At 72.3% G+C, this 26555-nt stretch carries 22 protein-coding genes and 1 tRNA gene; 8 read left to right on the forward strand and 15 right to left on the reverse strand.

The genetic code is table 11. The features are described 5' to 3' along the window. The 3 genes from ACLBYE_RS14740 to ACLBYE_RS14750 form a co-directional block, all read right to left on the reverse strand. The coding region (locus ACLBYE_RS14740) for a septal ring lytic transglycosylase RlpA family protein (RefSeq protein WP_447694740.1) at positions 1–823 on the reverse strand (823 nt) is incomplete at its 3' end. A 334-nt stretch (positions 824–1157) separates the two neighbouring features. After that, positions 1158–1481 (reverse strand): ribbon-helix-helix domain-containing protein, encoded by a 324-nt coding sequence (locus tag ACLBYE_RS14745; RefSeq protein WP_020095560.1) that lies wholly within the window; start codon positions 1479–1481, stop codon positions 1158–1160. Further along, positions 1465–2112 (reverse strand): ParA family protein, encoded by a 648-nt coding sequence (locus ACLBYE_RS14750; RefSeq protein WP_012318487.1) that lies wholly within the window; start codon positions 2110–2112, stop codon positions 1465–1467. Before ACLBYE_RS14750 ends, ACLBYE_RS14745 begins: the two co-directional genes overlap by 17 nt. Before the next feature lie 372 nt (positions 2113–2484). Between ACLBYE_RS14750 and ACLBYE_RS14755 the strand changes: the two genes are divergently transcribed. Both ACLBYE_RS14755 and ACLBYE_RS14760 read left to right on the forward strand, forming a co-directional pair. Further along, a complete protein-coding gene (locus ACLBYE_RS14755; RefSeq protein WP_020095561.1) occupies positions 2485–3045 on the forward strand; it encodes a PAS domain-containing protein in 561 nt (186 codons plus the stop codon). A 118-nt stretch (positions 3046–3163) separates the two neighbouring features. Further along, positions 3164–4801 (forward strand): acyl-CoA synthetase, encoded by a 1638-nt coding sequence (locus ACLBYE_RS14760; RefSeq protein WP_056524616.1) that lies wholly within the window; start codon positions 3164–3166, stop codon positions 4799–4801. A gap of 43 nt (positions 4802–4844) precedes the next feature. On the opposite strand, the gene ACLBYE_RS14765 is transcribed toward ACLBYE_RS14760, so the two are convergent. Next, entirely contained in the window at positions 4845–5030 is a 186-nt protein-coding gene (locus ACLBYE_RS14765; protein ID WP_447694741.1) for a hypothetical protein, read from the reverse strand. 285 nt (positions 5031–5315) lie between these two features. Here ACLBYE_RS14765 and ACLBYE_RS14770 point away from each other — a divergent pair, with 285 nt between their 5' ends. Both ACLBYE_RS14770 and ACLBYE_RS14775 read left to right on the forward strand, forming a co-directional pair. Further along, on the forward strand, positions 5316–6626 hold the full coding sequence (locus ACLBYE_RS14770; protein ID WP_447694742.1) for an alpha/beta hydrolase: 1311 nt from the start codon (positions 5316–5318) through the stop codon (positions 6624–6626). Positions 6627–6855: 229 nt separating this feature from the next. Then, positions 6856–9102: a TonB-dependent siderophore receptor gene (locus tag ACLBYE_RS14775; RefSeq protein WP_447694743.1), complete on the forward strand. Its 2247-nt coding sequence runs from the start codon at positions 6856–6858 to the stop codon at positions 9100–9102. Positions 9103–9252: 150 nt separating this feature from the next. Here ACLBYE_RS14775 and ACLBYE_RS14780 read toward each other — a convergent pair whose 3' ends face one another. The 8 genes from ACLBYE_RS14780 to ACLBYE_RS14815 all read right to left on the reverse strand — a co-directional run bounded on the left by ACLBYE_RS14780 (position 9253) and on the right by ACLBYE_RS14815 (position 19672). Next, on the reverse strand, positions 9253–10836 hold the full coding sequence (locus ACLBYE_RS14780) for a PhnE/PtxC family ABC transporter permease (protein WP_447694744.1): 1584 nt from the start codon (positions 10834–10836) through the stop codon (positions 9253–9255). Beyond that, positions 10836–11552, reverse strand: a complete 717-nt coding sequence (locus ACLBYE_RS14785; RefSeq protein ID WP_447694745.1) for an ATP-binding cassette domain-containing protein — start codon at positions 11550–11552, stop codon at positions 10836–10838. Before ACLBYE_RS14785 ends, ACLBYE_RS14780 begins: the two co-directional genes overlap by 1 nt. Before the next feature lie 5 nt (positions 11553–11557). Further along, positions 11558–12508: a putative selenate ABC transporter substrate-binding protein gene (locus ACLBYE_RS14790; protein ID WP_447694746.1), complete on the reverse strand. Its 951-nt coding sequence runs from the start codon at positions 12506–12508 to the stop codon at positions 11558–11560. 146 nt (positions 12509–12654) lie between these two features. Next, positions 12655–13980, reverse strand: coding sequence for an adenylate/guanylate cyclase domain-containing protein (locus tag ACLBYE_RS14795; RefSeq protein ID WP_447694747.1), 1326 nt, complete (start codon positions 13978–13980; stop codon positions 12655–12657). Next, positions 13980–15392: a GTPase HflX gene (gene hflX, locus ACLBYE_RS14800; protein ID WP_447694748.1), complete on the reverse strand. Its 1413-nt coding sequence runs from the start codon at positions 15390–15392 to the stop codon at positions 13980–13982. The genes ACLBYE_RS14795 and hflX overlap by 1 nt, the downstream gene beginning before the upstream one ends. Before the next feature lie 248 nt (positions 15393–15640). Further along, a complete protein-coding gene (gene hfq, locus ACLBYE_RS14805; RefSeq protein WP_007563033.1) occupies positions 15641–15892 on the reverse strand; it encodes an RNA chaperone Hfq in 252 nt (83 codons plus the stop codon). 196 nt (positions 15893–16088) lie between these two features. Then, positions 16089–17453, reverse strand: coding sequence for a nitrogen assimilation response regulator NtrX (gene ntrX, locus ACLBYE_RS14810; RefSeq protein WP_020095571.1), 1365 nt, complete (start codon positions 17451–17453; stop codon positions 16089–16091). Beyond that, positions 17450–19672: an ATP-binding protein gene (locus tag ACLBYE_RS14815; protein ID WP_447681827.1), complete on the reverse strand. Its 2223-nt coding sequence runs from the start codon at positions 19670–19672 to the stop codon at positions 17450–17452. The genes ntrX and ACLBYE_RS14815 overlap by 4 nt, the downstream gene beginning before the upstream one ends. 359 nt (positions 19673–20031) lie before the next feature. Here ACLBYE_RS14815 and ACLBYE_RS14820 point away from each other — a divergent pair. Both ACLBYE_RS14820 and ACLBYE_RS14825 read left to right on the forward strand, forming a co-directional pair. Next, positions 20032–20124, forward strand: a tRNA-Sec gene (locus tag ACLBYE_RS14820). A 210-nt stretch (positions 20125–20334) separates the two neighbouring features. Continuing rightward, positions 20335–20607: a hypothetical protein gene (locus ACLBYE_RS14825; RefSeq protein ID WP_447694749.1), complete on the forward strand. Its 273-nt coding sequence runs from the start codon at positions 20335–20337 to the stop codon at positions 20605–20607. A gap of 22 nt (positions 20608–20629) precedes the next feature. Here the strand turns inward: ACLBYE_RS14825 and ACLBYE_RS14830 are convergent, their stop codons facing one another. Next, complete coding sequence (locus ACLBYE_RS14830) at positions 20630–21025, reverse strand: hypothetical protein (protein ID WP_447694750.1); 396 nt, start codon at positions 21023–21025, stop codon at positions 20630–20632. A 187-nt stretch (positions 21026–21212) separates the two neighbouring features. Between ACLBYE_RS14830 and ACLBYE_RS14835 the strand changes: the two genes are divergently transcribed. Continuing rightward, entirely contained in the window at positions 21213–21449 is a 237-nt protein-coding gene (locus tag ACLBYE_RS14835) for a DUF4170 domain-containing protein (RefSeq protein ID WP_020095575.1), read from the forward strand. Positions 21450–21669: 220 nt separating this feature from the next. Beyond that, a complete protein-coding gene (locus tag ACLBYE_RS14840; protein WP_012318471.1) occupies positions 21670–22614 on the forward strand; it encodes a ribose-phosphate pyrophosphokinase in 945 nt (314 codons plus the stop codon). 45 nt (positions 22615–22659) lie between these two features. Here ACLBYE_RS14840 and glgX read toward each other — a convergent pair whose 3' ends face one another. Both glgX and ACLBYE_RS14850 read right to left on the reverse strand, forming a co-directional pair. After that, positions 22660–24783, reverse strand: coding sequence for a glycogen debranching protein GlgX (gene glgX / locus ACLBYE_RS14845; protein WP_447694751.1), 2124 nt, complete (start codon positions 24781–24783; stop codon positions 22660–22662). A gap of 54 nt (positions 24784–24837) precedes the next feature. Next, positions 24838–26259 (reverse strand): alpha,alpha-trehalose-phosphate synthase (UDP-forming), encoded by a 1422-nt coding sequence (locus ACLBYE_RS14850; protein WP_042672419.1) that lies wholly within the window; start codon positions 26257–26259, stop codon positions 24838–24840. Between the last annotated feature and the right edge of the window lie 296 nt (positions 26260–26555).

A 26555-nucleotide genomic window follows, 5' to 3' on the forward strand; every position in this document is an offset into this window, starting at 1 on the left:
GGGCGCGCACCGGCGCCGTCCGCTCGGGCCGGGCGGCCGGGGCCTCGGCGGGCGCCTTCCCGGCCGCCTTCCCGGCCTCCGCCCCGCTCTCCTCCGCCTCCTGGGCGGGCCTGAAGGCCAGAGCCGGGGCGGAGCGCGTGTAGCGCTCGGTGTCCTCCGTCGGGCCGAGATCGGCCATCATCACGGTCGAGCGGCCGGCCGGCCGGCCGTCGGTGCGCAGGCTCGCGAGGAGCTTGCGGTCGTCGCTGCCGGCCACCGAGGCCTTGCCGACATACTCGACGCGCACCCGCGCGGTGCCCCTGCGGTGGAAGCCCAGCGCGTCGGCCGCATCCTCCGACACGTCCATGACCCGGCCGGCATGGTAGGGGCCGCGGTCGTTGACGCGCACCACCATCGAGTAGCCGTTGTCGAGGTTCGTCACCCGGGCGTAGCTCGGCAGCGGCAGGGTCGGGTGGGCGGCGGCGATCGAGTGGCGGTCGAAGACCTCGCCGTTGGCGGTCAGGCGGCCGTGGAAGGCCGCGCCGTACCAGGAGGCCAGCCCCTCGCGGACGTAGCCGCTCGGATTCTCCTTCGGCACGTAGGTCTGGCCGGCCACCACGTAGGGCTTGCCGGTGTAGCGGCGCCCGCCGCCCTTCGGGATCACGTCGCCCTCGTTGTAGAGGCGCGGGCTCGCCTTGACCCCGTATTTCGGGTCGATCCCGTTCCCGGCGGCGAGCTTCTGCTGGGGCGAGGTCGCGCAGTTGGCCGTGGCCAGGGCCACGCCCGAGACGGCGATGAGCCGCAGGGCGAGGCGCGCCGGCCGGGGAAGCGTCGTGCGCACCATCGTGGACTTCACCAAACTCTACGCGTGAGCGGGGCCCGACCGGACCGGAGCCGGCCGCGTGCACGGGGCCGCGATCGGTCCACCCAGATTTGTAGCGGTCGCGTAAAGGAAGCCTGAACGCTGGGGCGCGGCCGGGTTCAGGAAGCGGCCCGCGCGGCCGACCGGATCTCGCGCATCGCGCGAGGATCGACGGCCAAGCCTTTGTTCAGAAAAGGGCTTTGTCGGATCCTGGTCGGCGCCTGCCCCCGATCGTTTCGGAGCGCGGCGCTCGACGTTTCCGTGTGGGAGCGGTCCGGAGCGGCCGCGCCGCTCCGGGTTTGAGCCCGGTCCGGCCTCAGCGGGACTGCGTGTCGGTGAGCTGCCCGATCGACTGGGCGCCGCGCTGCTTGAACAGCAGGTCGAGGCCTTCCAGCATCAGCGCGTGCATCTTGGTCCGCTCGGCGTAGGCGAGGTCGCGCAGCTGGTCGTAGACCGGCGGCTCCAGGTAGACCGACATCTGGCGGGCGCGCTGCTTGAGCGTGGCCGCCTGCTTCGGCGCCGGGGGCGCGAGGGTGAGCGACACGATCTCGGCGCCCTGCGGCCGGGCCGCCTGGGGCCGGGCCGGCGGGCTCGCCGACGCCACGATCGCCGCGAGGCTGAGCTTAGGCGGCTTGGACATGCTGGCCCGTCCTCAGGGACTGCGTGCGGCGCTCGATCCACGACCAGAGGCGGCGGACCTCGCCGGCGGCCTGGCCCTTGGGGTTGAACTCGGTGACGCCCTGGCCGAGGCCGATCGCGTCCTGGTGGTCGGTGCGGGCGACGATGTTCACGTCGGGCAGGATGCCCAGCACCGCGAGCCCGTCCGCGGCGTCGCGGACCCGGTAGGAGCGCGGCGGGGTCTGGTTCAGCACGAAGGCGAACTTCTTCTCCAGCCGGTAGACGGCGGCCAGGGTCGGCTTGAACGCCCGCAGGTCGGCGGGGGTCGGCCGGCACGGGATGATGCACAGATCCGCGGCGCGGATCGCCGAGAGGGTGCCGGTGGAATCGACGCCGGGCGTGTCGATGAACACGTAGTCGTAGGCGGAATCGCGCAGGCGCTCCATCACGGCGTCGATCTGGGTGGCGTCGATCTGCGCCACCTCGGGACCGTCGGCCGTGCGGTGGTCCAGCCAGTCGGAGATCGTGGCCTGCCGGTCCATTTCCAGGATGCAGACCGTGTGGCCCGCCTCCCGGGCGGCCACCGCCAGGGAGATGCACAGCGTGCTCTTGCCGCTGCCGCCCTTCTGCGTGACGAAGGTGATCGCTTTCATCCCGGGCGTCCTCCAGAAGGCCCCATGCATCCGTCCGGGCGCCCGCAACTGCCGGTCGCCGCGCCGTCTGTGCCAACCTCAGGTATGGGATTCGCGGCGTGCCGCGATCCTGTGACCCAAGGATGTCGGGGCACAGGTTGGGGCCGACATGGTTAACGAGCCGTTAAGACAACGGTCCCTCCCGGATATCCCCGCCCAGTGCGGCAGCAGGACAGCAGTCTAAACTTCAAGTTAAGATTCTTGGCATATAGAGGGTTAACAGCCTTTCCAGCGACGCCCGGATACCGTAGCGTGAGCGCGGGTGAGACGAGGAGCTTGGTGGGGGTGAAAACCTCAAGTTTAAAGACAAGGATCGCCCCATCGAGGAATGGCATGTCCGAAGCCCCGATCCCGCAATCCATTCTGGAGGCCTCCGGCGTCGTGGGCACCTGGGCCCACGATTACTGGGCGGGGCAGCTGGCGCTCTCGGCCCCGCTCGCGGATCTGCTCGGCCTGGACCCCGAGGCGGCCGCCGCCGGCGTGTCCCTGGAGGCCTTCCTCGACCGCACCCATCCCGAGGACCGCGTCCGGATCGAGAGCTATCTCCACGCGGTGGCCGAGACCGGCGGTCCCGTCGAGGCGGAGTTCCGCACGAAGGACACGCGCACCGGGATTCGCACGCTGCTGATGCGCGGCCGGATCGAGCGCGACCCCGCCGGCGGGGCGACCCGCGGGCGCGGCATCGCCATCGACCGCACCGAGGAGCAGGCCGCCAATCTCGTGCAGAGCGAGCGGGTGGTGAACCGGATGGCCGAGCACGTCATCGCCCTGCGCGACCTCGCCCGCGCCCTGCACCGGCCGTCGCTCACCGACCGGATCGAGCACCTGATGATCGAGATCGGCTTCGAGCTCGCCCGCTTCCTGCCCGAGCCCGAGGACGAGCCGCGCCACTGAGCGCGTGGCGGGGTGTGCCTCTGGGCGGGCGACGGGGCGCGGAAGCCCCGCCGGACCGATTGATCGCGCCCGTTCCGGCAAGCTACTGTCCCGGCAACACTTTGCCGGGAGGACGGGGATGGCCCGCGACACGATCTACGACCGCGACCTCGACCGCGTCCCGGCCAACCACCAGCCGCTGACGCCCCTGCTCTACCTGGACCGGGCCGCGCGGGTGTTTCCCGACCACGTCGCGGTGGTCCACGGCCCCCTGCGGCGGCCCTACCGGGAGGTCTACGCCCGGGCCCGCCGCCTCGCCTCGGCGCTGGCGGCGCGCGGGATCGGCCGCGGCGACACCGTGGCGGCGCTGCTCGCCAACACCCCCGAGATGATCGAGTGCCACTACGGCGTGCCGATGACCGGCGCGGTGCTCAACACCCTCAACACCCGCCTCGACGCCGACGCGATCCGCTTCTGCCTGCAGCACGGCGAGGCCAAGGTGCTGATCACCGACCGCGAGTTCTCCCGGACGGCCGCCGGGGCCCTGGAGGGGCTGGAGCCCAAGCCCTTCGTGATCGACGTCGACGATCCCGAGTACGACGGCCCGGGCGCCCGCCTGGGCGCGACCGACTACGAGGCCTTCCTGGCCGGGGGCGACCCGGAGCACGACTGGCGGCTGCCGGACGACGAGTGGGACGCGATCACCCTGAACTACACCTCGGGCACCACCGGCGACCCGAAGGGCGTGGTCTACCACCATCGCGGGGCGGCGCTGCTGGCCCTCGGCAACGTCATCACGGGCGGGCTCGGCCAGCACCCGGTCTATCTCTGGACCCTGCCGATGTTCCACTGCAACGGCTGGTGCTTCCCCTGGACCCTGTCGATCGTGGCCGGGACCCATGTCTGCCTGCGGCAGGTGCGGGCCGAGACGATGTACCGGCTGATGGCCGAGCACGGGGTCACGCATCTCTGCGGCGCGCCGATCGTCATGCAGATGCTGATCAACGCCCCCGATGCCGAGCGCCGCGACCTGCCCCGGCGCGTCGCCTTCTTCACCGCCGCGGCCCCGCCGCCGGAGGCGGTGCTGGCCGGCATGTCGGAGGCCGGGTTCGACGTGACCCACCTGTACGGCCTGACCGAGAGCTACGGCCCGGCGGTAGTCAACGCCTGGCACGCCGACTGGGACGCGCTGGCGGCCGACCAGCGGGCGGCCCGGAAGGCCCGCCAGGGCGTGCGCTACCCGGTGCTCGAGGCTCTCGACGTGCGCGACCCGGAGACGCTGGAGCCGGTGCCCGCCGACGGGGCGACGATCGGCGAGGTGATGATGCGCGGCAACGTGGTGATGCGCGGCTACCTCAAGAACCCGGCGGCCACGCAGGCCGCCTTCAAGGGCGGCTGGTTCCGCACCGGCGACCTCGGGGTGAAGCACCCGGACGGCTACGTGCAGCTCAAGGACCGCTCGAAGGACATCATCATCTCGGGCGGCGAGAACATCTCGTCGATCGAGGTCGAGGACGCCCTGTTCAAGCACCCGGCGGTGGCCGCGGCCGCGGTGGTGGCCAAGCCCGACGCGAAGTGGGGCGAGACGCCCTGCGCCTTCGTCGAGCTCAAAGCCGGCGCGACCCCCACGGCCGACGAGCTGATCCAGTGGTGCCGGGGGCGGCTGGCCTCCTACAAGCTCCCCCGCCACGTGGTCTTCGGCGAGTTGCCGAAGACCTCCACCGGCAAGGTGCAGAAGTTCATCCTGCGCGAGCGGGCCCGGCAGGACGGGGCCTGAGCCGCGCCCGGCCCGGCACCCGTCGACCGGAGCGGCGGGCCGGTCAGGCCCGCGGCGGATCCCGGCGGTCGACGCGCACCGGCACGGGCACGGGCTTCGGGGCGGACCCGGCGTCGCGCAGGTCGGCCAGGATCTGGGCGACGAACGCCTGGAGCGACACGAGGCTGAACAGGGTGATCGACGCGACCAGGGCGGCGGAGACCAGGGTCTTGGCGGTTTCGGGATCCACGGCGGGAGTCCTTGGCTTCGCCCCGCCGCGGGCGATCCGGGCGGGGGGCGCCGCTGTGGCGCCGGTGCCTCCCCAAGGTGGGCGCGCCGCCCGCGCCGCGCCAGCGCCGCCGCGGTCGCGCCTGGCATGCGCGGAGGGCCGGGCTCGGCCGCGATCCCGGTCGCCGCGACGCTTCGTCCGGCCGGGGATGATCGCGCGGGACCGTGCAGCTTTCCTGGCTGGTGGAACGTTGCGTTTCCCGCAATAAGCGCCGGCGCGGAGCGGCGCGCATCCGGGAGAGACGGCATGGCCGGCAGCGGCATCGCGGGCGGCATTGCGAACGGCACCGCGAACGGCACCCGCGCGGCGCTGCGCGGCGCTCACGGGCTGATCCTGGCCGCCGGGCTGGGAGCCGGGCTTGTCGCGGGCCCCGCCCGGGCGCAGGGGCCGGTCCCGGCCCAGCCCGCACCCCAGCCCGCGCCGCCTCCGAATGCGCCGCCGCGGGCGGCGGAGCCGGGCCCGGCCGAGCCGGTGACCCGCGCCGGCTACTTCTACATCGGCGGCCGCTACCAGAAGCTCGGCGACAAGACCGTGATGGTCGGCCAGATGTTCGTGCAGTCGCGCACCCCGGCCCGGGTCACGCAGCCCTACCCGGTGGTGATGGTCCACGGCCTCGCCCAGACCGGCGTGAACTACCTCGCCACCGCGGACGGCCGCCCGGGCTGGGTGCAGCGCTTCGTCGAGAAGGGCTATCAGGTCTACGTGGTCGATCAGGTCGGGCGCGGGCGCTCGGGCACCAACCCGGAGGTCTACGGCCCCTACGACCGGCTCGGCACCCGCAGCCTGGAGCGCACCCACACGGCCCCCGAGGTCTACGACCTCTACCCGCAGGCCAAGCTCCACACCCGCTGGCCGGGCGGGGCCGGCGTGCAGGGCAACGCCGCCTTCGACCAGTTCTTCGCCAGCCAGGTCCCGTTCCTCGCCAACAGCCAGCAGACCGAGGAATGGGTCGACCCGGCCCTGGTGGCGCTGCTGGACAGGATCGGGCCGGCGATCCTGCTCACCCACGGCCAGGCGGCCCTGTTCGGCTGGGCGGCCTCGGACGCGCGGCCGGACCTCGTGAAGGCCCATGTCGCCGTCGAGCCGAACGGCCCGCCCTTCTTCGACGTGCAGTTCCGCGGCGGCAAGGAGTTCTGGGAGAAGACCGGCGACGGGCGCGCCCGCGCCTACGGGCTGACCCGCATGCCGCTGACCTTCGACCCGCCGGTCCGGGCGCCCGAGGACCTGACGGTGGCGCAGGCGGCCAAGGGGTCCGATTCCAAGTCCGACAACAGGGCGGCGGACGGGCGGATCCGCTGCTGGCTGCAGGGCGAGCCCGTCCGGTCCCTGCCGAACCTCGCCAAGGTGCCGGCCGTGGTGGTGACCGCTGAGGCCTCCTTCCACGCGACCTACGACGACTGCACCGTCGCGTTCCTGACCCAGGCCGGCGCCAGGCCGGACGTGGTCCGGCTGGCCGACCGCGGCCTCCACGGCAACGGCCACATGATGATGCTGGAGACGAACAGCGACGCCGTCGCGGACGTCCTGGCCGGCTGGCTCGCGGACCGGGTGAAGTAGCCCCGCGGGACCGCCCCCCGCCGCACCACCGATACGTGTCGCTACGGCAACAGGCGTCGCCTTCCGCGTGAAGGCCGCTTGCGGCCGCGTCCGGCTGCCCGTAGTCCGGATGGAGAAAGATCAAGTTTTACAGTACTTTATCACAATTCTAAACAGCGCGGCCGAGACGCCGGGGTGGCCCCCGGCGCGCGCGGTCGGCTGCCCGCAGCGTCGCATCCGGCAAGAGACCATGAGAGCCGTCCCCCCCCTCCCCGGCGTCACCCTGCGCGCCCTGCTCGCCGGGGCCTCGCTCGCCGTGCTGGCGCAGGCCGCGCCGAGCCTCGCCCAGGACGCGCCGCGCCGCGCCGGCGCCGGACCGACCGCCGGCGGCAGCGTGCAGCTCGAGGAGCTGAGCGTCACCGGCCAGGGCGGCGGCCCGGCCTCCGGGGTCCCCGCCGGCGCGCCCGTGCGCGGCGCGGAGAGCCCGACCGGCCCGATCGACGGCTACGTGGCCCGGCGCTCGGCGACCGCGACCAAGACCAACACCCCGCTGATCGAGACGCCGCAATCGATCAGCGTCGTGGGCCGCAAGCAGCTCGACACCCAGAACGCCCAGACCCTCACCCAGGCGACCCAGTACGTCGCCGGCACCTACGCGGGCACCTTCGGCGCCGACACGCGCCTCGACTTCTTCCAGCTCCGCGGCTTCGTGGTCAGCGATTACGGCCTCTACCTCAACGGCCTGCAGCTCCTGAACTACGGCTTCGCCTACAGCCGCGTGAACACGTTCGGGCTGGAGCGCATCGAGGTGCTGCGCGGCCCCTCCGCGGTGCTGTTCGGCGCCGGCAATCCCGGCGGCCTGATCAACCAGATCAGCAAGCGCCCGACCGAGACCCCGTTCGGGCTCGTCGAGGTCGGCGGCGGTTCCTTCGACCAGCGCTACGCCGCCTTCGACGTCGGCGGCCCGGCCGACGCCGAGGGCCACTGGTTCGGCCGCCTGACCGGCTACGCCCGCAACGGCGGCACGCAGGTCCAGGGCGCGCCGGACGACAGCTACTACATCGCCCCGGCCTTCACCTATAAGCCGGACGGGTCGACCAAGTTCACAATCCTGTCGAGCTTCCAGCACGACAACACGGCCGTGACGGCGAACTTCCTGCCCTATTACGGCACGGCCCGGCCGACCGTGCTCGGCCTGCGCATCCCGCGCTCGCTCAACGTGGGCGATGCGGGCTTCAACACCTTCCGGCGCGACCAGGCCTTCATCGGCTACGAGTTCGAGCACGTCTTCGACGACACCTGGGCGGTGCGCCAGAACGCCCGCTACGGCTACACGCAGAGCTTCCAGAATTCCTATATCGGCCAGCTCGGCTACACCGACCCGCTCCAGACCCAGCTCGGCCGCTACCTGTTCCGGGATTCCGCCAAGATCGCGCAGCTCGACGTCGACACGCAGGCCGAGGCCAAGTTCTTCGACGGCTTCTTCCGCCACGACTTCCTGATGGGCGTGGAGTACCGGAACTTCCAGATCCACGACAACCAGGCCTCGGGCTTCCCCGGCCCCGACCTCAACATCCTCGCGCCCTCTTACGGCCCGCAGGCGGTCTCGGCCTCGCCCTACCTGATCAACGCCAACTCGTTCCAGCAGGTCGGCCTCTACTTCCAGGACCAGATCAAGCTCACGCCGGAGCTGACCCTGATCCTCGGCGGCCGCCAGGACTTCGTCCAGAACACCGTCTACGACCGCCTGACGCCCGCCAACACCAACGGCCGCAACGACAGCGCCTTCACCTACCGGGCGGCGGCGATCTACAACTTCGACTTCGGCCTCGCGCCCTACATCATGTACGCGACCTCGTTCCAGCCCCAGATCGGCGTGGACATCAACAACCGCACCTTCAGGCCCGATACCGGCGACCAGGTCGAGGGCGGCGTCAAGTTCGAGCCGCCCGGCCAGGGCTACTTCCTGACGCTGGCGGGCTTCGACATCCACCGCAACAACGTGCTCACCCCCAACCCGGTGAACACGATCTTCCAGACGCAGGTCGGCGCGGTGCGCTCCACCGGCTTCGAGGCGCAGCTCGTCGCCAACGTCGCCGACGGCCTCAACCTCGTGGCGTCCTTCACCAAGTTCGACTTCACCACCGAGCGGGATGCCGATCCGGTGCGGGTCGGCAAGACGCCGGTCAACATCCCCCAGACCCTGGCCTCGCTGTTCGCCGACTACACCATCCCGCTCGGGCCGTGGCGCGGCTTCGGCTTCGGCGGCGGCGTGCGCTACGTCGGCAGCTCCTTCGCGGACGTGGCCAACACCCTGCGGGTGCCCGACTACGTGCTGTTCGACGCGCAGGTGCACTACGATTACGAGAACTGGCGCTTCCAGGTGAACGCCTCGAACCTCGCCGACCGGCGCTACGTCGCCTCCTGCCAGTCCAACGTGTCGTGCTTCTACGGCGACGCCCGTCGGGTGCTGGCGAAGGTCAGCTACAAGTGGTGAGGCGGCCCGGGCGGTCCCGTTGGCGACCGCCCGCGGCGCGGTGACCAGCCCCGTCATCGCGCGCGGAGCGAGGCGATCCAGGGCAGCGCGACATCGGCGGGCGTGGCGCTGCTGGATTGCTTCGCTCCGCTCGCAACGACGGCGCCCCGCTCAACCGCCCTCCCCCTCCGCCCCGGTGATCGGCCGCGGCCCGGACAGCCGGGTCGGCAGCGCGTCGATCCGCAGGGACCGGCGGAGCGCCCGCGAGAACGCGTCGACCGCCACCGTCACCAGCGCGGTGGCGGCGATCAGCACCAGGGCCACGTCGAGGCGCAATTCCGAGATCGCGGCGTCCACGTAGAAGCCCAAGGTCGCGACCCCCAGGATCCCGAAGATCGCGCTCTCCCGCAGGATCAGCTCCCAGCGGTAGAGGAGGTAGGCCAGGAACTGCCCGTAGAGCCGCGGCACGGTCTCGTAGGCGTAGAGGTCGAGGCCCCGGGGGGCGTCGGCCCGGTAGGGGATCGCGTCGGCGTGCCGGCCCATCAGGTAGGCGACGATGCCGGCATTGTGCAGCGCCAGCGCCAGGATCGCCGGCAGCATCGAGGGGCCGAGCAGCTGCAGGGCGACGTAGGCCAGCATGTATTCCGGCGTGGAGCGCACCACCACGAGGAGCGCCCGCCCCAGCGGCCGCCCGATCGGGCCGGCGAAGCGCCGCGCGGTCAGCGGGAACAGGACGAGGGCCCCGAGGGCGGTGGCGGCCAGGGCGATCTGCGCCAGGATCAGGGTCTGGGCGGTCCCGGGCAGGACCTGCTCGGTCAGGATCGGGCGCAGCCACGACCAGAGCCGCGCCCAGGTCTCGGGCTCGGTGAGCGGCGCGCCCCGGAGCGGCGCCGGCACGACGTCGTGGCCGAGGAAGCGGGCGAGGCTCGGGCCGATCGCCGCGCTGCCGACGGTCGGCGGCAGCGCCAGCACGGCGCCGACGAGGAGGATTGGCAGGGTCCGGGCGCGCACCCAGAGCCGGCGCGTGCCGATCAGCGCGTAGAAGATCAGGAGCAGCGCCCCGGCCTCGGCGTAGCGGCCCTGGCGGAAGGCGGATTCGAAGGCGAAGCCCATGGTCGGCAGGCCGATGAAGCCCAGCACGAGGCTGGAGCGCAGGCCGCATTCGAGGCGATAGAGGGTGTAGTCGCGCATCCGTCCGGCCACTTCGGGGAGGCGCGCGTACAGGAAGGCCGAGACCGCGTCGGTGCCCGCGGGCAGGACGCGGAGCGCCGCGAGGTCGGCCTCCTCGATCAACTCGGCGTAGACCTTGGCGCAGATGCCCGCGTAGGGCAGCGCGATGGCGAGCACGCCGGTGGTCGCCGACAGGCCGAAGACCTGCATCAGCAGCAGCGCCCAGAACAGCTCGTGGACGGCGCGCAGGCCCGCGCAGGCGAGCCGGACGGCGCGCGAGCGGGCGAAGGGGACGGCGAGCAGCAGCCCCGTCCCGGCCCCGAGGCCGACGCCGAGCATCGCGAAGGCCACCGTGGTGACGACGCTCCAGCCCTCGACGGCGAGAAAATCGGGCCGGATCAGGCCGCCCAGCAGCCGGGCGAGGTCGGCGAAGGGATGGAGCGTCGTGACCTGCAGGTCCGCCACCAGCAGGCCGGCGAGCGCCGCGGCCAGGAACCACCGGCTCACCGCCGCGTAGCCCGGCCGCGGCAGGAGCGCGGCCTTGCCCGTGGCCCTGCCCGCGGCCTTGCCCGCGACGGCGCCCATCAGGCGGCCTCGTAGAACGGGCTGAGCCGCGCCGGGTCGAGGCCGGCCGAGGGCGCGTCGAGGACGATCCGGCCGGCCTCCAGCACCACGACCCGGTCGGTGTGGGCGAGGGCCAGGGCCACGTCGTGGAGCGCCAGGATCAGGGTCTCGTGCCCGCGGGCCAGCTCGGTGAGGATCCGGCCGCCCTGCTGGCGGTCCAGCGCCGAGACCGGCTCGTCCGCCACCAGGATCGGCCGTCCGTTGTAGAGGGCGCGGGCCACCGAGACGCGCTGCTGCTGGCCGCCGGAGAGCTCCCCGGCCCGGTCCCAGAGCCGGTCCGCGAGCCCGACCCGGTCGAGGACCGCCGCCACGGCGGCGACGTCGGCCCGCGCCGGCCGGACCAGGGTCCGCAGGTTGTGCAGGGTCGAGCGCCGGTCGAGGCGGCCCATGTAGACGTTGTGGAACACCGAGAGCGGCCGCACCAGGGCGGCCGCCTGCGGCACCAGGGCCACCCGCCCGGGGGCCTGCCCGTGGATCAGGCCGATCAGGGTCGACTTGCCGGCCCCCGAGCGCCCCATGAGCGCGACCCGCTCGCCCGCCCGCACGGTCAGGTCGAGGCCCGACAGAACCGGGCGCCCGTCATAGGCCGCGGAGGCGTTCGCCAGGACGATGGCCGCGCCGGACCCCGCGCCCGACTCCTCGCCCGACTCCTCGCCGGCTGCCGCGCCGCGCGACACGCGCGTCAGTCCAGGAGGCCGGTGGAGCGTCCGACCTCGACGAGGGGCTCGTAGGCCGCGTTGGTCACGGGGATGAACTTCGAGCGCCCGAACGGCTCCAGGATCGCCGGGTCGGCGATGCCGGTCAGCGCGGCCCGCAGCCTGTCGGTGAAGCCGGCGCCGTAGGTCTGCTCCACGTCGCCCCGCACGGTCCACTGGTAATCGGGGAAGGTCGGGCTCTCCCAGATCACCGAGACGGCCTTCGGGTCGACCTTGCCGGCCTTCGAGTCGAGGTCCCAGACCGAGTAGTCGACGGCGCCGACCGCGAAGGCGCCGGACTGGACCAGCTGGATCGTCCGGGTGTGGTCGCCCGAGAAGCCGACCCGGGCGAAGACCTGCTCCGGGGTCTTCCCCGGGAAGGCCTGCCGGACGAAGTACTCGGGCATCAGCCGCCCGGAGGTCGAGGCGCGGGCGCCGAACGTGAAGGTCCTGCCCGCGACGGCCTTCGGGAAATCCTTCTCCGGCTTCAGCCCGGTGGCGGCGTTGGCGATGACGTAGGTCTTGAACGCCGCGTCCTCGGCGCCCTGCGCGATCGCCTGGGAGCCCGGCACGGCCTTGCGCGCCTGGACGCCGGTGAAGCCGCCGAACCACGCGAGCTGCACCTGCCCGTTGGTGAAGGCGGTGACCGCCGCCGGGTAGCTCTTCACCGGGATGTAGCGCACCGGCACGCCGAGCTCGGCCTCCAGATAGGCGGCGACCTTGCCGAAGCGCTCGACCAGCCGGCTCTCGTCCTGGTCGGGGATGCCGGTGAAGACGAGGGGCGGGAGCGCCTTCGCGGCCGGCTTCTCCTGCGCCCGCGCCGGCCCGGCGGCGGCCAGGGCCGCCAGGACGCCCAGGGCGAGCCGCCCCAGCCAGCCCGGTCCCGGCTTCGATCCCGGCTTGGAGCTCGGCTTCGATCCCAGCGTCGATCCCTGCATCGCGTCCTCGTGGCACCACGCCCACGCACGGTGGGCTCGCTACACGGCGGGCGTAGCAGAAGACGCCGCGCGCGCCAGCCTCGATCCTCGCGATCCCGGCGCCCTGCGGCGCCGGGAGACCGCCGAGAAGCCGCCGAGAAGCCGTCTCAGGCGCCGGGCGCCACCGCGATCGCCGACAGGGTGAGGTGCTCCGGCAGGGCGGCGTCCGGCACCGGCACGGCCCGGATCCCGGCCGGGAGCACGCCGCCGAGCAGGTCCAGGAAGTCTCCCGACGCGGCGATCTCGATCTCGGCCGCCTTGGCCTGGGTCTCGATCCGCGCCAGGGCGTTCATCGCCGGGCCCAGCACCGTGTACTCGGCCCGCACGCCGTCGTCGAAGACCCCGACCAGCAGGTCGCCCGCGTGCAGGGCGACCACGACCCGCAGGGGAAACAGCGTCTCCCGGGCGCGGGCCGCGTTGAGCGCGGCGATCCGGTCGCGGATCGACAGGGCGCAGGCGAGCGCCGCGCGCGCCTGGACGTCGGGATGGCCGACGACGAACTGCACCAGCACCGCGTCGCCGATATACTTGTCGACGAGGCCGCCCTGCTCCGCCACCGCCGCCTGGGCCGCCGCCCGGACCCCCAGCAGGGCCGTCACCATGGCCTCGGGCGGGTGCTCGCGGGAGAGCCGCGAGAAGCCGCGGATGTCGAGGATCATCAGGCAGGCGTGGCGCCGGTGGATGCCGAGGCCGGAATCGCCGTCGTCGGCGGCGAGGTCGAGGGCGACCGTGTCGGGCACGAAGCGGGCGAGCTGGGTCCGCTCGTGCTCCATGCGCAGGGCCCGCACCACCGCGGCGCGCAGGCGGACCATGCCGTCGACCACGAGGAGTCCCGCCGCCATGAAGGTGGCGAGCCCGGTGAGCTGCGCGGTCGGGAAGGTGTCGGCGTTCGGGAACAGGTCCGGATGGATCAGGCCGACCAGGAAGGCCGCGCTCCAGCAGACGGTGACGAGCCCGCAGAACAGCAGGGTCTGCGCCACCCGCATGCTCAGGCCGGTCTGGAGCAGGAGCAGGAAGGCGGGCAGGCGGCTCACCGCGTCGGCGCCGAGCCCCGCCCCGCCCCCGGCCAGCATGTGCTCGATGATCACGTAGACGGCGAGCCCGGCATTGAGGCCGGTGCCGGCCCAGCTGTAGACGTTGGCCGCGGGGCCGCCGCCCCGCTCCCGCAGCCCGAACCAGATCGTGCCGAGGCCGTACAGGCCGAGGATGAACCAGTGGCTCAGGGCGTGCAGAGAGCCGTCATAGGCCTGGGCCGCCATCAGCAGCACCAGCACGATCACCACCCGCAGGCCGAGCAGGCGCAGGCCGCCGCCGGCCTGCATGGTCCGCAGCACCGCCTCGTCGTCCGATCCGGGATCCGCCCGGCCCTCGGCAGGAGCCCGCGCGGGCTGCAGCGCGGAGAGCGTCGGGTTGCCGGCGCTGCCCGAGGCCATCAACCGCCCCGGCCGAGGCGCCGGGCCGCCGCGAAGCGGTTGAGGAAGCGCGGCTCCTTCTCGGGGGCGATCCGGATCGCGAGGTGCAGGGTGCCGTCGGCCTCCGACCGGCGGTCGAGGATCTCGGCGTTCTCGTAGAGCCAGTTCAGCGCCGCCCCGTCCTCCGGCGGCAGGGCCACCGCGAAGCTCGCGCGGTTGCGCCCGATCCGCGCCTCGATCCGGGCCGCCAGGGCGGCGAGCCCCTCCCCGGTCACCGCCGAGACCAGGACCGGCGCGGCGCTGTCGCGGTCGTTGCGGGCCCTGGCCTGGCCGCTGAGGTTCAGGAGCCGCGCGCGCTCGTCGTCGTCGAGCAGGTCGGCCTTGTTCCAGACCTCGATGATCCGGTCGGTGCTGGTCTCGATGCCGAGCTCGCGCAGGACCTCGCCGACATCCTCGGCCTGGGCCTCGGAATCGACGTGGGCGACGTCGCGCACGTGGAGCAGCACGTCGGCCTCGATGGCGTCCTCGAGCGTCGCCCGGAAGGCCGCGATCAGGGGCGTCGGCAGGTCGGAGATGAAGCCCACCGTGTCCGACAGGATCACGGTCTCGCCGTGGGGCAGCTTGGTCGCCCGGGCGGTGGGGTCGAGGGTCGCGAACAGCATGTCCTTGGCGGTGACCTCGGCCCGGGTCAGGGCGTTGAACAGGCTCGACTTCCCGGCGTTCGTGTAGCCGACGAGCGCGACGATCGGGTACGGCACACGGGCCCGGCTCTGCCGGTGCAGGCCGCGGGTGCGCACCACCGCGTCGAGGTCGCGCTCGATCCGGGTCATGCGCTCCTGGATCATGCGCCGGTCGGCCTCGATCTGGGTCTCGCCGGGGCCGCCCAGGAAGCCGAAGCCGCCGCGCTGGCGCTCCAGGTGGGTCCAGGAGCGGACGAGGCGGGACTTCTGGTAGGCGAGGTGGGCGTGCTCGACCTGCAGCGTGCCCTCGCGCGTGGAGGCGCGGCGCCCGAAGATCTCCAGGATCAGGCCGGTGCGGTCGATGACCTTGGCGCCCCAGGCCTTCTCGAGGTTGCGCTGCTGCACCGGCGACAGGGCGCAGTCCATCACGACGAGGCCGATCTCGCGGGCGCGGATCAGGCCGGCGATCTCCTCGACCCGGCCCTTGCCGAGATAGGTAGAGGGCCGGATCCGCGGCAGGCTGACGGCGAGGCTCTCGACCACGTCGAGCTCGATCGCGGCGGCGAGCCCGGTCGCCTCGTCGAGGCGGGCCTCCACGGAGCGCGACGGCGTGGCCGGTCCGGGGCCGGCGCCCGCCGCGCCGCGGGCGAGGTAGGGGCCGATCACCAGGGTGTGGGTCGCCGCGGCGATCTCGCCCTCGGGGGCGGCCTGCGCCTGGAGGCGGGCTTCGCCGGACGTCAGCGTTTCGGTCATACGGCCTTCGGCGCCGCCGCCCCGGGCGACGGCTTCGTTGGAGAGGTCGGAGTGTCAGAATGGGGATGCGGGCGGGCCGGGCCAAGATGCCGGCCGCGAACGGGCACAGATATCCGTCGGCGGACGGGGTCTCCGCCCTCCCCCGCCGCGGCCGCGCCGGTCGCGCGGCGTCGCCCGCGCGGCGCATCGGGCCTCCGACCCGCCCGATCCCCGGCTTCCGGCCCGCTAGGCGCCGGGGCCGCCGGCCCTCACGCCTTCTCGGCGGTCTCGTCCGGCTCGAACAGCTGCACCGGATGGCCCGGCATGATCGTGGAGATCGCGTGCTTGTAGACCAGCTGCGAGTGCCCGTCCCGGCGCAGCAGCACGCAGAAATTGTCGAACCACGTCACCACGCCCTGCAGCTTGACGCCGTTGACGAGGAAGATGGTCAGCGGAATCTTGTTCTTGCGGACATGGTTGAGAAAGGTGTCCTGAAGGTTCTGTGCGCGTTCGCCCGCCATCTTCTTGGCCTTCTTGTTGTCCCGGCTCGCTCGGTCCGGGAGGAGTATGCCGCGGGCCGGATCGTCCGATCATCCGGTCCAGGGCCGTGTATACCAACACCATGACGACGTGAAAGCGTGGGTGCAAGCAACCCCCGTTCCAGCCGATCCGTGACGGATCGGCCCCGCCCTCAACGCGCGCCCCGGCGCCGCGGCCTCACGGGCCGATGCCGAGGGACTTCAACTTGCGGTGCAAGGCCGAGCGCTCCATGCCGATGAACTCGGCCGTGCGGGAGATGTTGCCCGAGAACCGCGCGATCTGCGCCACGAGGTACTCGCGCTCGAAGATCTCGCGGGCCTCCCGGAGCGCGAGGCTCATCAGCTTCTCGCCGCCCGCGCCGCCCGGCGTCGTCGGCACCAGGGCGCCGATCTCGGAGGGCAGCATCTCCGAGGTGACTTCCTGCTCCGGGTCGGCCTGGGTCAGGATCATCAGCCGCTCGACGTTGTTCTTGAGCTGGCGCACGTTCCCCGGCCAGTTGTGCGACTGCAGCACCGCCATGGCGTCCTCGGCGATCCGGCGCTTGGGCAGGCCGGTCTGGGACGAGATGTTGTCCATGAAGAACTGGATCAGCTCGGGCACGTCCTCCCGGCGCTCCGACAGGGCCGGGACCCGGATCGGCACCACCGACAGGCGGTGGAACAGGTCCTCGCGGAAGCGCCCCGCGGCGATCTCCTCTTGGAGGTCCCGGGAGGACGAGGAGATGATGCGGACATCGACGTGGACCCGCGTCGTGCCGCCGACCCGCTGGAAGTTCTGGTCGACGAGGACGCGCAGGATCCGGTTCTGGGTCTCCCGCGGCATGTCGGCGACCTCGTCGAGGTAGAGGGTGCCGCCGTGGGCCTCCTCCAGGGCGCCGACCCGCCGGCCGCTCTCGCCCTCGACCCCGAACAGCTCGGCCTCCATGGTCTCGGGCAGGATCGCCGCCGCGTTGAGGAGCACGAACGGGCCGTTCGAGCGGGCCGAGGCCTTGTGCAGGCTGCGCGCCGCGAGCTCCTTGCCGGCGCCCAGCGCCCCGGTGATCATCACCCGGGCGTTCGTCGGCGCCACCCGGTCGAGGGTCTGGCGCAGCTGGTTGATGGCGAGCGACGTGCCGACGATGCGGTTGGTGGCGCCGGAGCGCGCCGTCAGGTCGCGGACCTCGCGCCGGAGCCGGGAGGCCTCCAGCGCCCGCTCGGCCACGAGGATCAGCCGGTCGGCCTTGAACGGCTTCTCGATGAAGTCGTAGGCGCCCGCCTTGATGGCCGAGACCGCGGTCTCGATGTTGCCGTGGCCCGAGATCATCACCACCGGCAGGTCGGGGTTCGCGGCCTTGATCAGGTCGAGCACCTGCAGGCCGTCGAGCCGGGAGCCCTGCAGCCAGATGTCCAGGAAGACGAGGTGCGGCCGGCGCGCCTCGATGGCGGCGAGCGCCTCGTCCGAGCCGCCGGCCGTGCGGCAGCGGTGGCCCTCGTCGTCCAGGATCCCGGCGACGAGGTCGCGGATGTCGGCCTCGTCGTCGACGATCAGGATATCGGCGCTCATGCGTGCATCTCCGCGATCCGGGGGGCCGTCGGCGCGGCGCCCTTCTCCTCTGTCGTGACGGGACTGGTCTCAGGGGCCGCCGCCGCCGGCTCGGGCCCGTGCTCGCGCGGGACCCGCATCCGGACCTGGCCGCCGCGGCCGGCGGGATTGTCGTTCAGCTCGATCCCGCCGCCGTGCTCCTCGAGCACCTTGCTGACGATAGCAAGCCCCAGCCCGGTTCCACCCTCGCGGGTGGTCATGTAGGGCTCGAGCAGGCGCTGGCGCCCCTCGGCCGGGAATCCCTTGCCGTTGTCGGTGACGGCGATCACCGCGAACCCGTCCTCGACGGCGAGGTTCAGGCTGATCTTGCCCTTGCCGAGCTCGGCCTCCGGCACCTCGGCCACCGCCTCGACGGCGTTCTTGAGGATGTTGGTGATCACCTGGCTGAGCAGCCGGATGTCGAAGGCCGCCACGATCTTCTCCGCACTGCCCGCGCCGCCCTGGGCCGAGAACGCGAAGTCGATGTCCGGGTGCGCGACCCGCATCATGAACAGGTTCTGCTTGGCGATCTCGGTGAGGTCGTTCGGCGCGATCGCGGGCTTCGGCATCCGCGCGAAGGCCGAGAACTCGTCGACCATGCGCTTGATCTCGTCCACCTGGCGCACGATCGTGGCGGTGCACTGGTCGAACACCTCCTTGTCGGCGGTGATGACCTTCCCGTACTTGCGGCGGATCCGCTCGGCGGAGAGCTGGATCGGGGTCAGCGGGTTCTTGATCTCGTGGGCGATGCGGCGCGCCACGTCGCCCCAGGCGGAGCTGCGCTGCGCCTGGACGAGGTCGGTGATGTCGTCGAGCGTCACCACCGAGCCGCGGGACGCCCCCTGCGCCTGCTCGCTCGTGACCCGCACCGTGATGGTGCGCTCGCCCCGGGACCGGGTGAGCTGGACCTGCTGCTGCTGCAGGCTGCGCGGGCGCGCCTCGCTCTCGGCCAGCACCGGCGCGAGCTCCGGCACCGCGCGGGCCAGCGGCTCGCCGACCAGGGCGTCACTCGCGAGGTCGAGCATCCGCTCGGCGGCGGGGTTGGCGATGGTGACGAAGCCCGCCGCGTCGAGGCCGATCACCCCGGGCGAGACCCCCGACAGCACGGCCTCGGTGAAGCGGCGGCGGGTGTCGATCAAGTCGCTCGCGGCGATCAGGCCGGCGTGCTGGCGGCGCAGCTCCTGGGTCATCTTGTTGAAGCTCTCGCCCAGGTGGGCGAGGTCGCCGCTGGTCTTCTTGGTCGGCACCTGGGCGTAGAAATTGCCCGACGCCACCTGGTCGGCGGCGTTGATCAGCCGCCGGATCGGCGCCACGAACCGGTTGGCGAAGTTCATGCCGAACCAGACGGCCGAGAGCAGCGCGATCAGCGCGATCAGCAGGAACACCGACGCGAAGGTGATCTGGATCGAGCGGCGCAGCGAATCGTAGGTGAGGTACTCGGCCGCCGCCGCCCGGGACACGCCCGGGAACTCGATGGCGAGCTGGCTCACCTCCCGCTGCACCATCAGCACGGCGTCGTCGTAGGCCGGCATGCGCAGCAGCGCGGCGAAGACCCGGCCCTCGGTGGGCAGGAGGCAGATCGGGTCGGCGGAGTTCGCCGCGTCCTCGAAGGCCGCCGCCGAGGGCAGGCGGTTCGTCTTCAGGACGTCGATCTTGGCCCGGGCCACCACCTCGGTGGGGCCGCGCATGATCTGCGCCACCGGCAGGCCGAGATTGGTCGCCCGGGTGGTCAGGAAGGTCTGGAACCAGTCCCGGTTCACGTCGAAGTTCGGCCGGGCCCGGGTGAGGTCGTCGGCGAGGATGCGGATCTCGCGGGCGAGGCTCTGGCACTGGTTCTCCTGGTAGGCGTCGGCCACCTCCACGGATTTCAGCACCACGTCCCGGACCCGGTCGGTGAAGCCGAGCGAAAGACCCCGGTCGATCGTCACCGAGGCGACCACGGCGAGCAGGATCGTCGGCAGGATCGCGATCAGCGAGAACAGGCCGACGATGCGGGTGTGCAGGCGCGCCACCGCGGCGTTGGCCTTGCGGGCGTGCAGGAAGACCCGCGCCTCCCAGGCGATGATGACCGCGAGGCCGAGCACCAGGGCGGCGTTGATGGCCAGCAGCGTCACGCCGTAGGCCGGCGTCGGCGTCACCCGGATCACCCCGGCCAGGATCAGGAAGGTCGCGAGCGCCGAGACCAGGGCGGTGATCACCATGGCGGCGCCGATCCAGCCGGGACCGCGCGGGCCGGGCCGCAGCGATTCCGCCAGGGGCGTGCCGGACGGCTGGGACGTCTCGGGGCCCGCGGGCGTGCCCGCGTCCCGCTGATCCGCGTTCTGCTGGACAGCGTCCGGCTGGACCGCGTCCTGGCCTGCCCCGTCGGCACCCCTCTCGGGGACCGACGCGGGGCCTTCCTCTGTCCGTGAGCGTCTCAGGAACGGCATGACTGGTGCAGGGCCACAACAGTGTGGCGGAATTAATACGAATCTGGGCGTCCGGGCGGCGGATCGGCGGCGCGATCCGCCGCACGCGGCCGGCCTTGACCCCGCCCCGCCCTGCCCGTACCCCCGGTCGCGGAGGCGAACGGGGTCTGGTGGCCCTCCTGGTCTTCAAAACCAGCGGTACGCCAACAGCGTACGGTGGGTTCGATTCCCATCCGCTTCCGCCAAGCTTCAGACAATCGAAACCGATGAACCAGTGTTCGCCGATATTCAGGCGACACGTGCGACTAAATTCGCGATACTGCTTCATCGGAACTGTGGGGGTGCCGGCTCGTTTCCCGCGATCGATCCCGCACGGGTGCCCGCGTGAAGAACCGATCCGCCGCCACCGTCCCGTTCCCGCCGGCCGCGGCCGGCCGCGCGCGCTGAGGCCGGCCATGCTGGACAGACTCGTCACGCTCCTCCCGCCCGGCGCCCGCGAGGCGCTGCGAAGTCTCGCGGCGCGCCGGCCCGTGCGACTTCCCGTGGGACTGCCGGTGCGACTACCCCCGCGTCGGCCGGGCGCCGAGGCCACGATCCTGCCGGGGCTCGACGCGCGGCCCGCCCCGATGGCGCCGCTGCACCCGCCCGCCGCCATCAACGACAATCCCCTCCAGGCACTCCACGACGCCGTCGAGCGGGACCTGCGCGCCAGCGGCCACCTGCGCTGAGCGCGGGCCGCGCGGCCGATTGTCAGCGCTTGGCCGGTGCGGGGGCCTCGGGAATCGTCCCGGGCGCGATCCAGTGGCAGGCCGTGGTGCCGCGCACGGCGGCGCAGTCGTAGCTCTCGCCGCCCAGCGTCACCTTGTCGACGATGCCGGTGAGGTCCGTGCGCGCCAGCGCCGCGCAGCCGAGATGGTCCGCCTTGGGGTCGGCCAAGTGCACCGCGGCCGCCGCCGCACCGTCGCGCATCAGCATGCGGTAATTGGCCAGCGACGGGCAGCCGATCACCGGCGGCCCGGCCCGCCGGTCCGGGACGCTCCTGTCGGGGCGGGGCGCGCGGGGCGCCTGCTGGGCCTGGACCTGCGCCGCGCCGAGGCCGAGGGCCAGCGCGACGAGGACGGCGTCGGGGAGGAGGCGGCGTGTCATGGGCCGCTCGTAGCACGGCGCGTCCGGTGTTGCGCATCCACCGCGCCGCTGCTCTCAGCCCCCTCGCCCGGCCCCCCCTCGCCCGGCCACCGCAGACCTGCGGCGGATTCGGGGCTCGCCTGCGGATGTTCAGGCTTGACCGCGGGCCCGCCATTTGCGAGCGCCGCGCAGGAACGGAGGACGGGCCATGACGACGGAAATCGACAGCGACCAGAGACTGCACTTGGTCTTCGGCGGTGAATTGCAGGATCTCGACGGGGTCCGGTTCCGGGACATCAAGAACCTCGATATCGTCGGCATCTTCCCGGACTACGCCACCGCCCAGGCCGCGTGGCGGGCCAAGGCCCAGGCCACCGTCGACAGCGCGCAGACGCGCTACTTCGTGGTGCACCTGCACCGGCTGCTGGAGCCGCCGGCTCCTTGACGGGACCGGGCGCGCGGGGATCCGGGTCCGGGTCCGGGTCCGCCGCGCGCGTCCGCGGCGAGGGCGGGGTAAGAGCGCGGTGCGGGCGCGGCCGTGAAGGCATTGTGACACTTCCGGCCCGCTGCTAAGAGCCTCGCCCGTCATCGGATCGTTCCGGCTCCTCGGGAGACCGGTCTGAACAAGAGCGGCGGGAGGTCCGGCCGCGAGCGAGCGGCCGCCCATGAAATCCTCGATCAAGATCATCGCCGGGAATGCCAGCCGGCCCCTGGCCGAGGCGATCGCGGCCTATCTCGAATTGCCGCTCGCCAAGTGCATGGTCCGGCGCTTCGCCGACATGGAGATCTTCGTCGAGCTCCAGGAGAACGTGCGCGGCGAGGACGTGTTCATCGTCCAGTCGACCTCGTTCCCGGCGAACGACCACCTGATGGAGCTGCTGATCATGATCGACGCCGCGCGCCGGTCCTCGGCCCGGCGCATCACGGCGGTGATCCCGTATTTCGGCTACGCGCGGCAGGACCGGCGCACCTCCGGCCGCACCCCGATCTCGGCCAAGCTGGTGGCGAACCTGATCACGGAGGCCGGCGCCGACCGCGTCCTGACCCTCGACCTCCACGCCGGCCAGATCCAGGGCTTCTTCGACATCCCCACCGACAACCTGTTCGCTGCCCCCGTGATGGTGCGCGACATCAAGGAGCGGCTGCCGAGCGCCGACCGGATGGTGGTCTCGCCGGACGTCGGCGGCGTGGTCCGGGCGCGCGCCATCGCCAAGCGGATCGACTGCCCGCTCGCCATCGTCGACAAGCGCCGCGAGCGCCCCGGCGAGTCCGAGGTGATGAACATCATCGGCGAGGTCGAGGGCCGCTCCTGCATCCTCGTGGACGACATCGTCGATTCGGGCGGCACCCTGGTCAACGCCGCCGAGGCCCTGCTCAACGCCGGCGCCAAGGACGTCTCGGCCTACATCACCCACGGCGTGCTGTCGGGCGGCGCGGTCTCGCGCATCGCCGCCTCGCGGATGAAGGAGCTGGTGATCACCGACTCGATCCAGCCGACGCAGGCCGTCAAGCTCGCCCGCAACATCCGGGTGGCGACGATCGCGCCGCTGCTCGGCGAGGCGATCGGCCGGACCGCGACCGAATCCAGCGTCTCCAGCCTGTTCGACTGACGGCGCCGTCCGGCCGATTCCCGCCGGCCCTGAGGCGCCCCGAACCTACCGGCCCGGCACCCAGCCGCCCCGGTTGCCGGTCTCGGTGCCCGGCGCGGTAAGCACCAGGACCGTGCGGCCCGGCAGCGGCAGGGCGGTCCCGGCCCCGATCGCCGGCGCGCCGGGGTCGCGGGCGCCCGCGGGCTCGCCCGTGTCGAAGGCCGGCGTCCACGGGCCGCCGATCACCGGGGCGAGGCGGAAGCTGACGGCTTCCGCCCCGGCATTGAACAGCATCAGCAGGCGCTCGCCCGGGTCGCCGTCGTTGCCGATCTGCATGCCGAACACCTGGAGCCCGTCGTCGGACCAGTGCCGGACCTCCATCTCGATGCCCTCGGGGGAGAGCCAGTGCACGTCGCGCAGGGGCTCGTCGGGGTCGATCAGCGCGCCCGTGAAGAAGCGCCGCCGCCGCAGGGCGGGTTGGGCCCGGCGCAGGGCCAGCAGGTTGGCCACGAAGTCCGTGAGGGCGGGATCCGGATCGACGCTCCAGTCCATCCAGCTCGTCGGGTTGTCCTGGGCGTAGGCGTTGTTGTTGCCGCCCTGGCTGCGGGAGCGCTCGTCGCCCATGAGCAGCATCGGGACGCCCTGGGCCAGCATCACCGTCGCCAGCATGTTGCGCTTCTGGCGGGCGCGCAGGGCGAGGATCGCCGCGTCGTCGGTGTCGCCCTCGACGCCGTAGTTGCGGCTGACGTTGTGGTTATGGCCGTCGCGGTTGTCCTCGCCGTTGGCCTCGTTGTGCTTCTCCTCGTACGACACCGTGTCGGCGAGCGTGTAGCCGTCGTGGCTGGCGATGAAGTTGACGCTGGCCAGCGGCGAGCGCCCGGACGGGGCGAACACCTCGCGCGAGCCGGTCAGCCCCTGCGTGACCTTGGCGAGCGTGGCGGAATCGCCCTTCCAGAAGCCCCGGGCGGCGTCGCGGAACTTGTCGTTCCACTCGCTCCAGCCGCGCGGGTAGCCGCCGAGCTGGTAGCCGCCCTCCCCGACATCCCACGGCTCGGCCACCATCTTGACCCGCGCCAGCACCGGGTCCTGCGCCACGGCCTGGAAGAACGCCGCCTGCGGGGTGAAGGCGAAGGGCGCGCGCCCGAGGCTCGAGGCGAGGTCGAAGCGGAAGCCCGCGATGCCGTAGGCGGTGACCCAGTGGCGCAGGGAATCGAGCACGAGCTGCATCACCCGCGGGTGGCTCGCGTCGAAGGTGTTGCCGCAGCCGGTGCAGTCGCGGTTGCGGCGCGGGTCGGCGGGGTCGAGCTTGTAGTAGCTGGCGTTGTCGATGCCGCGGAACGACAGGGTCGGTCCGGTATGGTCGCCCTCGGCGGTGTGGTTGTAGACCACGTCGAGCCAGGTCTCGATCCCGGCGGCGTTCAGCTCGCGGATCGCCGCCTTCAGGCCGCCGAGGCCGCCCTCACCCAGGTAGCGCGGCTCCGGGGCGAAGTAGCCCAGGGGCTGATAGCCCCAGAAATTGACGAGCCCCTTCTCCACCAGGAAGCGGTCGTCCGCGAAGGCCTGGATCGGCAGCAGCTCCAGGGCGGTGACGCCGAGCTTGACGAGGTGCTCGATGATCGCCGGGTGGGCGAGCGCCCCGTAGGTGCCGCGCTCCGCCTCGGGGATGTCGGGATGGGTGCGGGTCAGCGCCTTGACGTGCGCCTCGTACACCACCGTCTCGGCGAGCGGCCGGCGGATCGGGTTGAGGGCGAGGTCGGGCACCTCCGGCGCGGTGACCACGCAGCGCGGCATGTAGACCGCGCTGTCGCGCCGGTCGATCCGGTCCTCGCGCCCGCCGCCCCGGCGGTGGCCGTAGAGCGCGTCGTGCCAGCGGATCCGGCCGCGGATCTCCCGCGCGTAGGGGTCGAGGACGAGCTTCGAGGCGTTGAAGCGGTGGCCCGACGCCGGGTCCCAGGGGCCGTGCACCCGGTAGCCGTAGAGCTGGCCCGGCAGCACGCCGCGCAGGTAGCCGTGCCAGACGTCGTCGGTCCGGCAGGGCAGCCGCACCGTGCGGGTCTCGTGCCGCTCCCCCGGCTCGAACAGGCAGATGTCGACCGCGGTCGCGTGCTCGGAGAACAGGGCGAAGTTGACGCCGCGCCCGTCGAAATGGGCGCCGAGCGGCGCCGGCACCCCGTCGTCGACGGCGATCATGCGGGGCGTCCGGTCACACGGATGGCGGCGGGCGGGAGCAGCGGGAGGCGCCGGCTATTCGGCGGCCGCGGCGGCGGTGGGCGGCTCGCGCTCGACCGTGCGGAAGTTCTCGAGCTCCGCCAGGAAGTTGCGCGCCCACCAGTCGACGTCCTCGCGGGTCATGCGCTCGACCATCGGCTTCCAGCGCGCCAGCCGCTCGGCCTTCGGCATGTAGAGCGCCGCGCGGATCGCCTCGGCGACCTCGAACCGGTCGTAGGGGTTGATCAGCAGCGCCTCGGGCAGCTGCCGGGCGGCGCCGGCGAATTTCGACAGGACCAGCACGCCCGGATCGTCCTCGCTCTGGGCGACGACGTACTCCTTGGCGACGAGGTTCATGCCGTCGCGCATCGGCGTGACGAGCCCGACGCGGGCGGCCCGGTAGAGGCCGGCCAGCACGGGCCGCGGGTAGGCCTTGGTGATGTACTGGATCGGCGTCCAGGCCGGGTCGCCGAGCGAGCCGTTGATCTCGCCGACCTTCTCGTTCACCTCGCGGGCGAGCTGCTCGTATTCCGGCACCTCGCTGCGGGATTTCGGCGTGATCTGGATGTAGGTGACGTTGCCGCGCTGGTCGGGATTCGAGGCGAAGAAGCTCTCCACCGCCTCCATCCGCTCGGGCACGCCCTTGGAATAGTCGAGCCGGTCGACGCCGATCAGCAGCTTGCGGGTGCGCAGGCCCGCGATGGTCTCGCGCACGACCTTGTTGGAATTGGCCTTCTCGGCGGCCTCCTTGAAGCCGGCGACGTCGATGCCGATCGGGAAGGCGCGGATCCGGGTCCGGCGGCCGTCGACCATCAGCGAGCCGCCGCCCAGCGGGATCGCCCGCTGGGTGTCGACGAGGTTGCGCTGCAGGTTCTGGACGTCCGCCTCGGTCTGCAGGCCGATCAGGTCGTAGTCGACGATGGCGCGCAGGAGCTCGCCGCTCGCCGGCAGCGAGTTGAACACGTCGGCGGCGGGCCAGGGGATGTGGTGGAAGTAGCCGATCGGGTTGTCGAGCCCGAGTCCGCGCAGCTCGGCGGCGAGCGGCAGCAGGTGGTAATCGTGGACCCAGATGATGTCGTCGGGCTCGACCAGCTTGGCGAGCGCCCGCGCGAAGGTCCGGTTCACGCGGCTGTAGCCGGCATAGTCCGAGCGCGAGAAGGCGCCGAGCCCGAGCCGGTAATGCATGATCGGCCACAGGGCGCGATTCGCGAAGCCGGCGTAGTATTCCAGGTGATCCTGCGGCGAGAGGTCGACGACGGCGTACTGGACCCGGCCCCGGTCGATCAGCGTCGGCTCCTCGGAGGGCTCGTCCGTGATGGTGCCGCTCCAGCCGAACCACAGACCTTCGTAGGCCGTGAAGGCCTCCTTGACCGCGACGGCGAGGCCGCCCGCCGCCACCGCCTTGCCGCCCTCCTCCGGGACGGCGACGCGGTTCGATACGATCACAAGGCGTGCCACGCGGGTCGGCTCCGGATCAGGGGCGCGGGTCGGGTCGAGGATCTCGCCGCGCCTGCATCGGGACGTCACTATTATGTCAGAACGCGCGGAGGCCCTGCGCGATCCTTTGTCGGTCGTCCCGCAACCCAAGCGTGAAGCCGGGCGCGGGTCAAGTCGAGGCCCTGCCGTTCCGGGACAGGGCGGCCGCTCCGTCCCGGTCGGGTGCCCGTGCGAGCGTTGTACAAGCGTGGCGGTTCTGGCAGATCTTGCCTGAACGGCGCGTGAGCGGTGCCGCCCGTCGCGCCGGACCCCGCGCA

The organism is Methylobacterium sp. A52T, assembly GCF_053346095.1.

Coding starts and splice junctions, on each gene's coding strand:
- ACLBYE_RS14745 (WP_020095560.1), bottom strand. CDS start 1,481: ATGTCCAAGCCGCCTAAGCTCAGCCTCGCGGCGATCGTGGCGTCGGCG.
- ACLBYE_RS14750 (WP_012318487.1), bottom strand. CDS start 2,112: ATGAAAGCGATCACCTTCGTCACGCAGAAGGGCGGCAGCGGCAAGAGC.
- ACLBYE_RS14755 (WP_020095561.1), top strand. CDS start 2,485: ATGTCCGAAGCCCCGATCCCGCAATCCATTCTGGAGGCCTCCGGCGTC.
- ACLBYE_RS14760 (WP_056524616.1), top strand. CDS start 3,164: ATGGCCCGCGACACGATCTACGACCGCGACCTCGACCGCGTCCCGGCC.
- ACLBYE_RS14770 (WP_447694742.1), top strand. CDS start 5,316: ATGGCCGGCAGCGGCATCGCGGGCGGCATTGCGAACGGCACCGCGAAC.
- ACLBYE_RS14775 (WP_447694743.1), top strand. CDS start 6,856: ATGAGAGCCGTCCCCCCCCTCCCCGGCGTCACCCTGCGCGCCCTGCTC.
- ACLBYE_RS14780 (WP_447694744.1), bottom strand. CDS start 10,836: ATGGGCGCCGTCGCGGGCAAGGCCGCGGGCAGGGCCACGGGCAAGGCC.
- ACLBYE_RS14790 (WP_447694746.1), bottom strand. CDS start 12,508: ATGCAGGGATCGACGCTGGGATCGAAGCCGAGCTCCAAGCCGGGATCG.
- ACLBYE_RS14795 (WP_447694747.1), bottom strand. CDS start 13,980: ATGGCCTCGGGCAGCGCCGGCAACCCGACGCTCTCCGCGCTGCAGCCC.
- hflX (WP_447694748.1), bottom strand. CDS start 15,392: ATGACCGAAACGCTGACGTCCGGCGAAGCCCGCCTCCAGGCGCAGGCC.
- hfq (WP_007563033.1), bottom strand. CDS start 15,892: ATGGCGGGCGAACGCGCACAGAACCTTCAGGACACCTTTCTCAACCAT.
- ntrX (WP_020095571.1), bottom strand. CDS start 17,453: ATGAGCGCCGATATCCTGATCGTCGACGACGAGGCCGACATCCGCGAC.
- ACLBYE_RS14815 (WP_447681827.1), bottom strand. CDS start 19,672: ATGGTGATCACCGCCCTGGTCTCGGCGCTCGCGACCTTCCTGATCCTG.
- ACLBYE_RS14825 (WP_447694749.1), top strand. CDS start 20,335: ATGCTGGACAGACTCGTCACGCTCCTCCCGCCCGGCGCCCGCGAGGCG.
- ACLBYE_RS14830 (WP_447694750.1), bottom strand. CDS start 21,025: ATGACACGCCGCCTCCTCCCCGACGCCGTCCTCGTCGCGCTGGCCCTC.
- ACLBYE_RS14835 (WP_020095575.1), top strand. CDS start 21,213: ATGACGACGGAAATCGACAGCGACCAGAGACTGCACTTGGTCTTCGGC.
- ACLBYE_RS14840 (WP_012318471.1), top strand. CDS start 21,670: ATGAAATCCTCGATCAAGATCATCGCCGGGAATGCCAGCCGGCCCCTG.
- glgX (WP_447694751.1), bottom strand. CDS start 24,783: ATGATCGCCGTCGACGACGGGGTGCCGGCGCCGCTCGGCGCCCATTTC.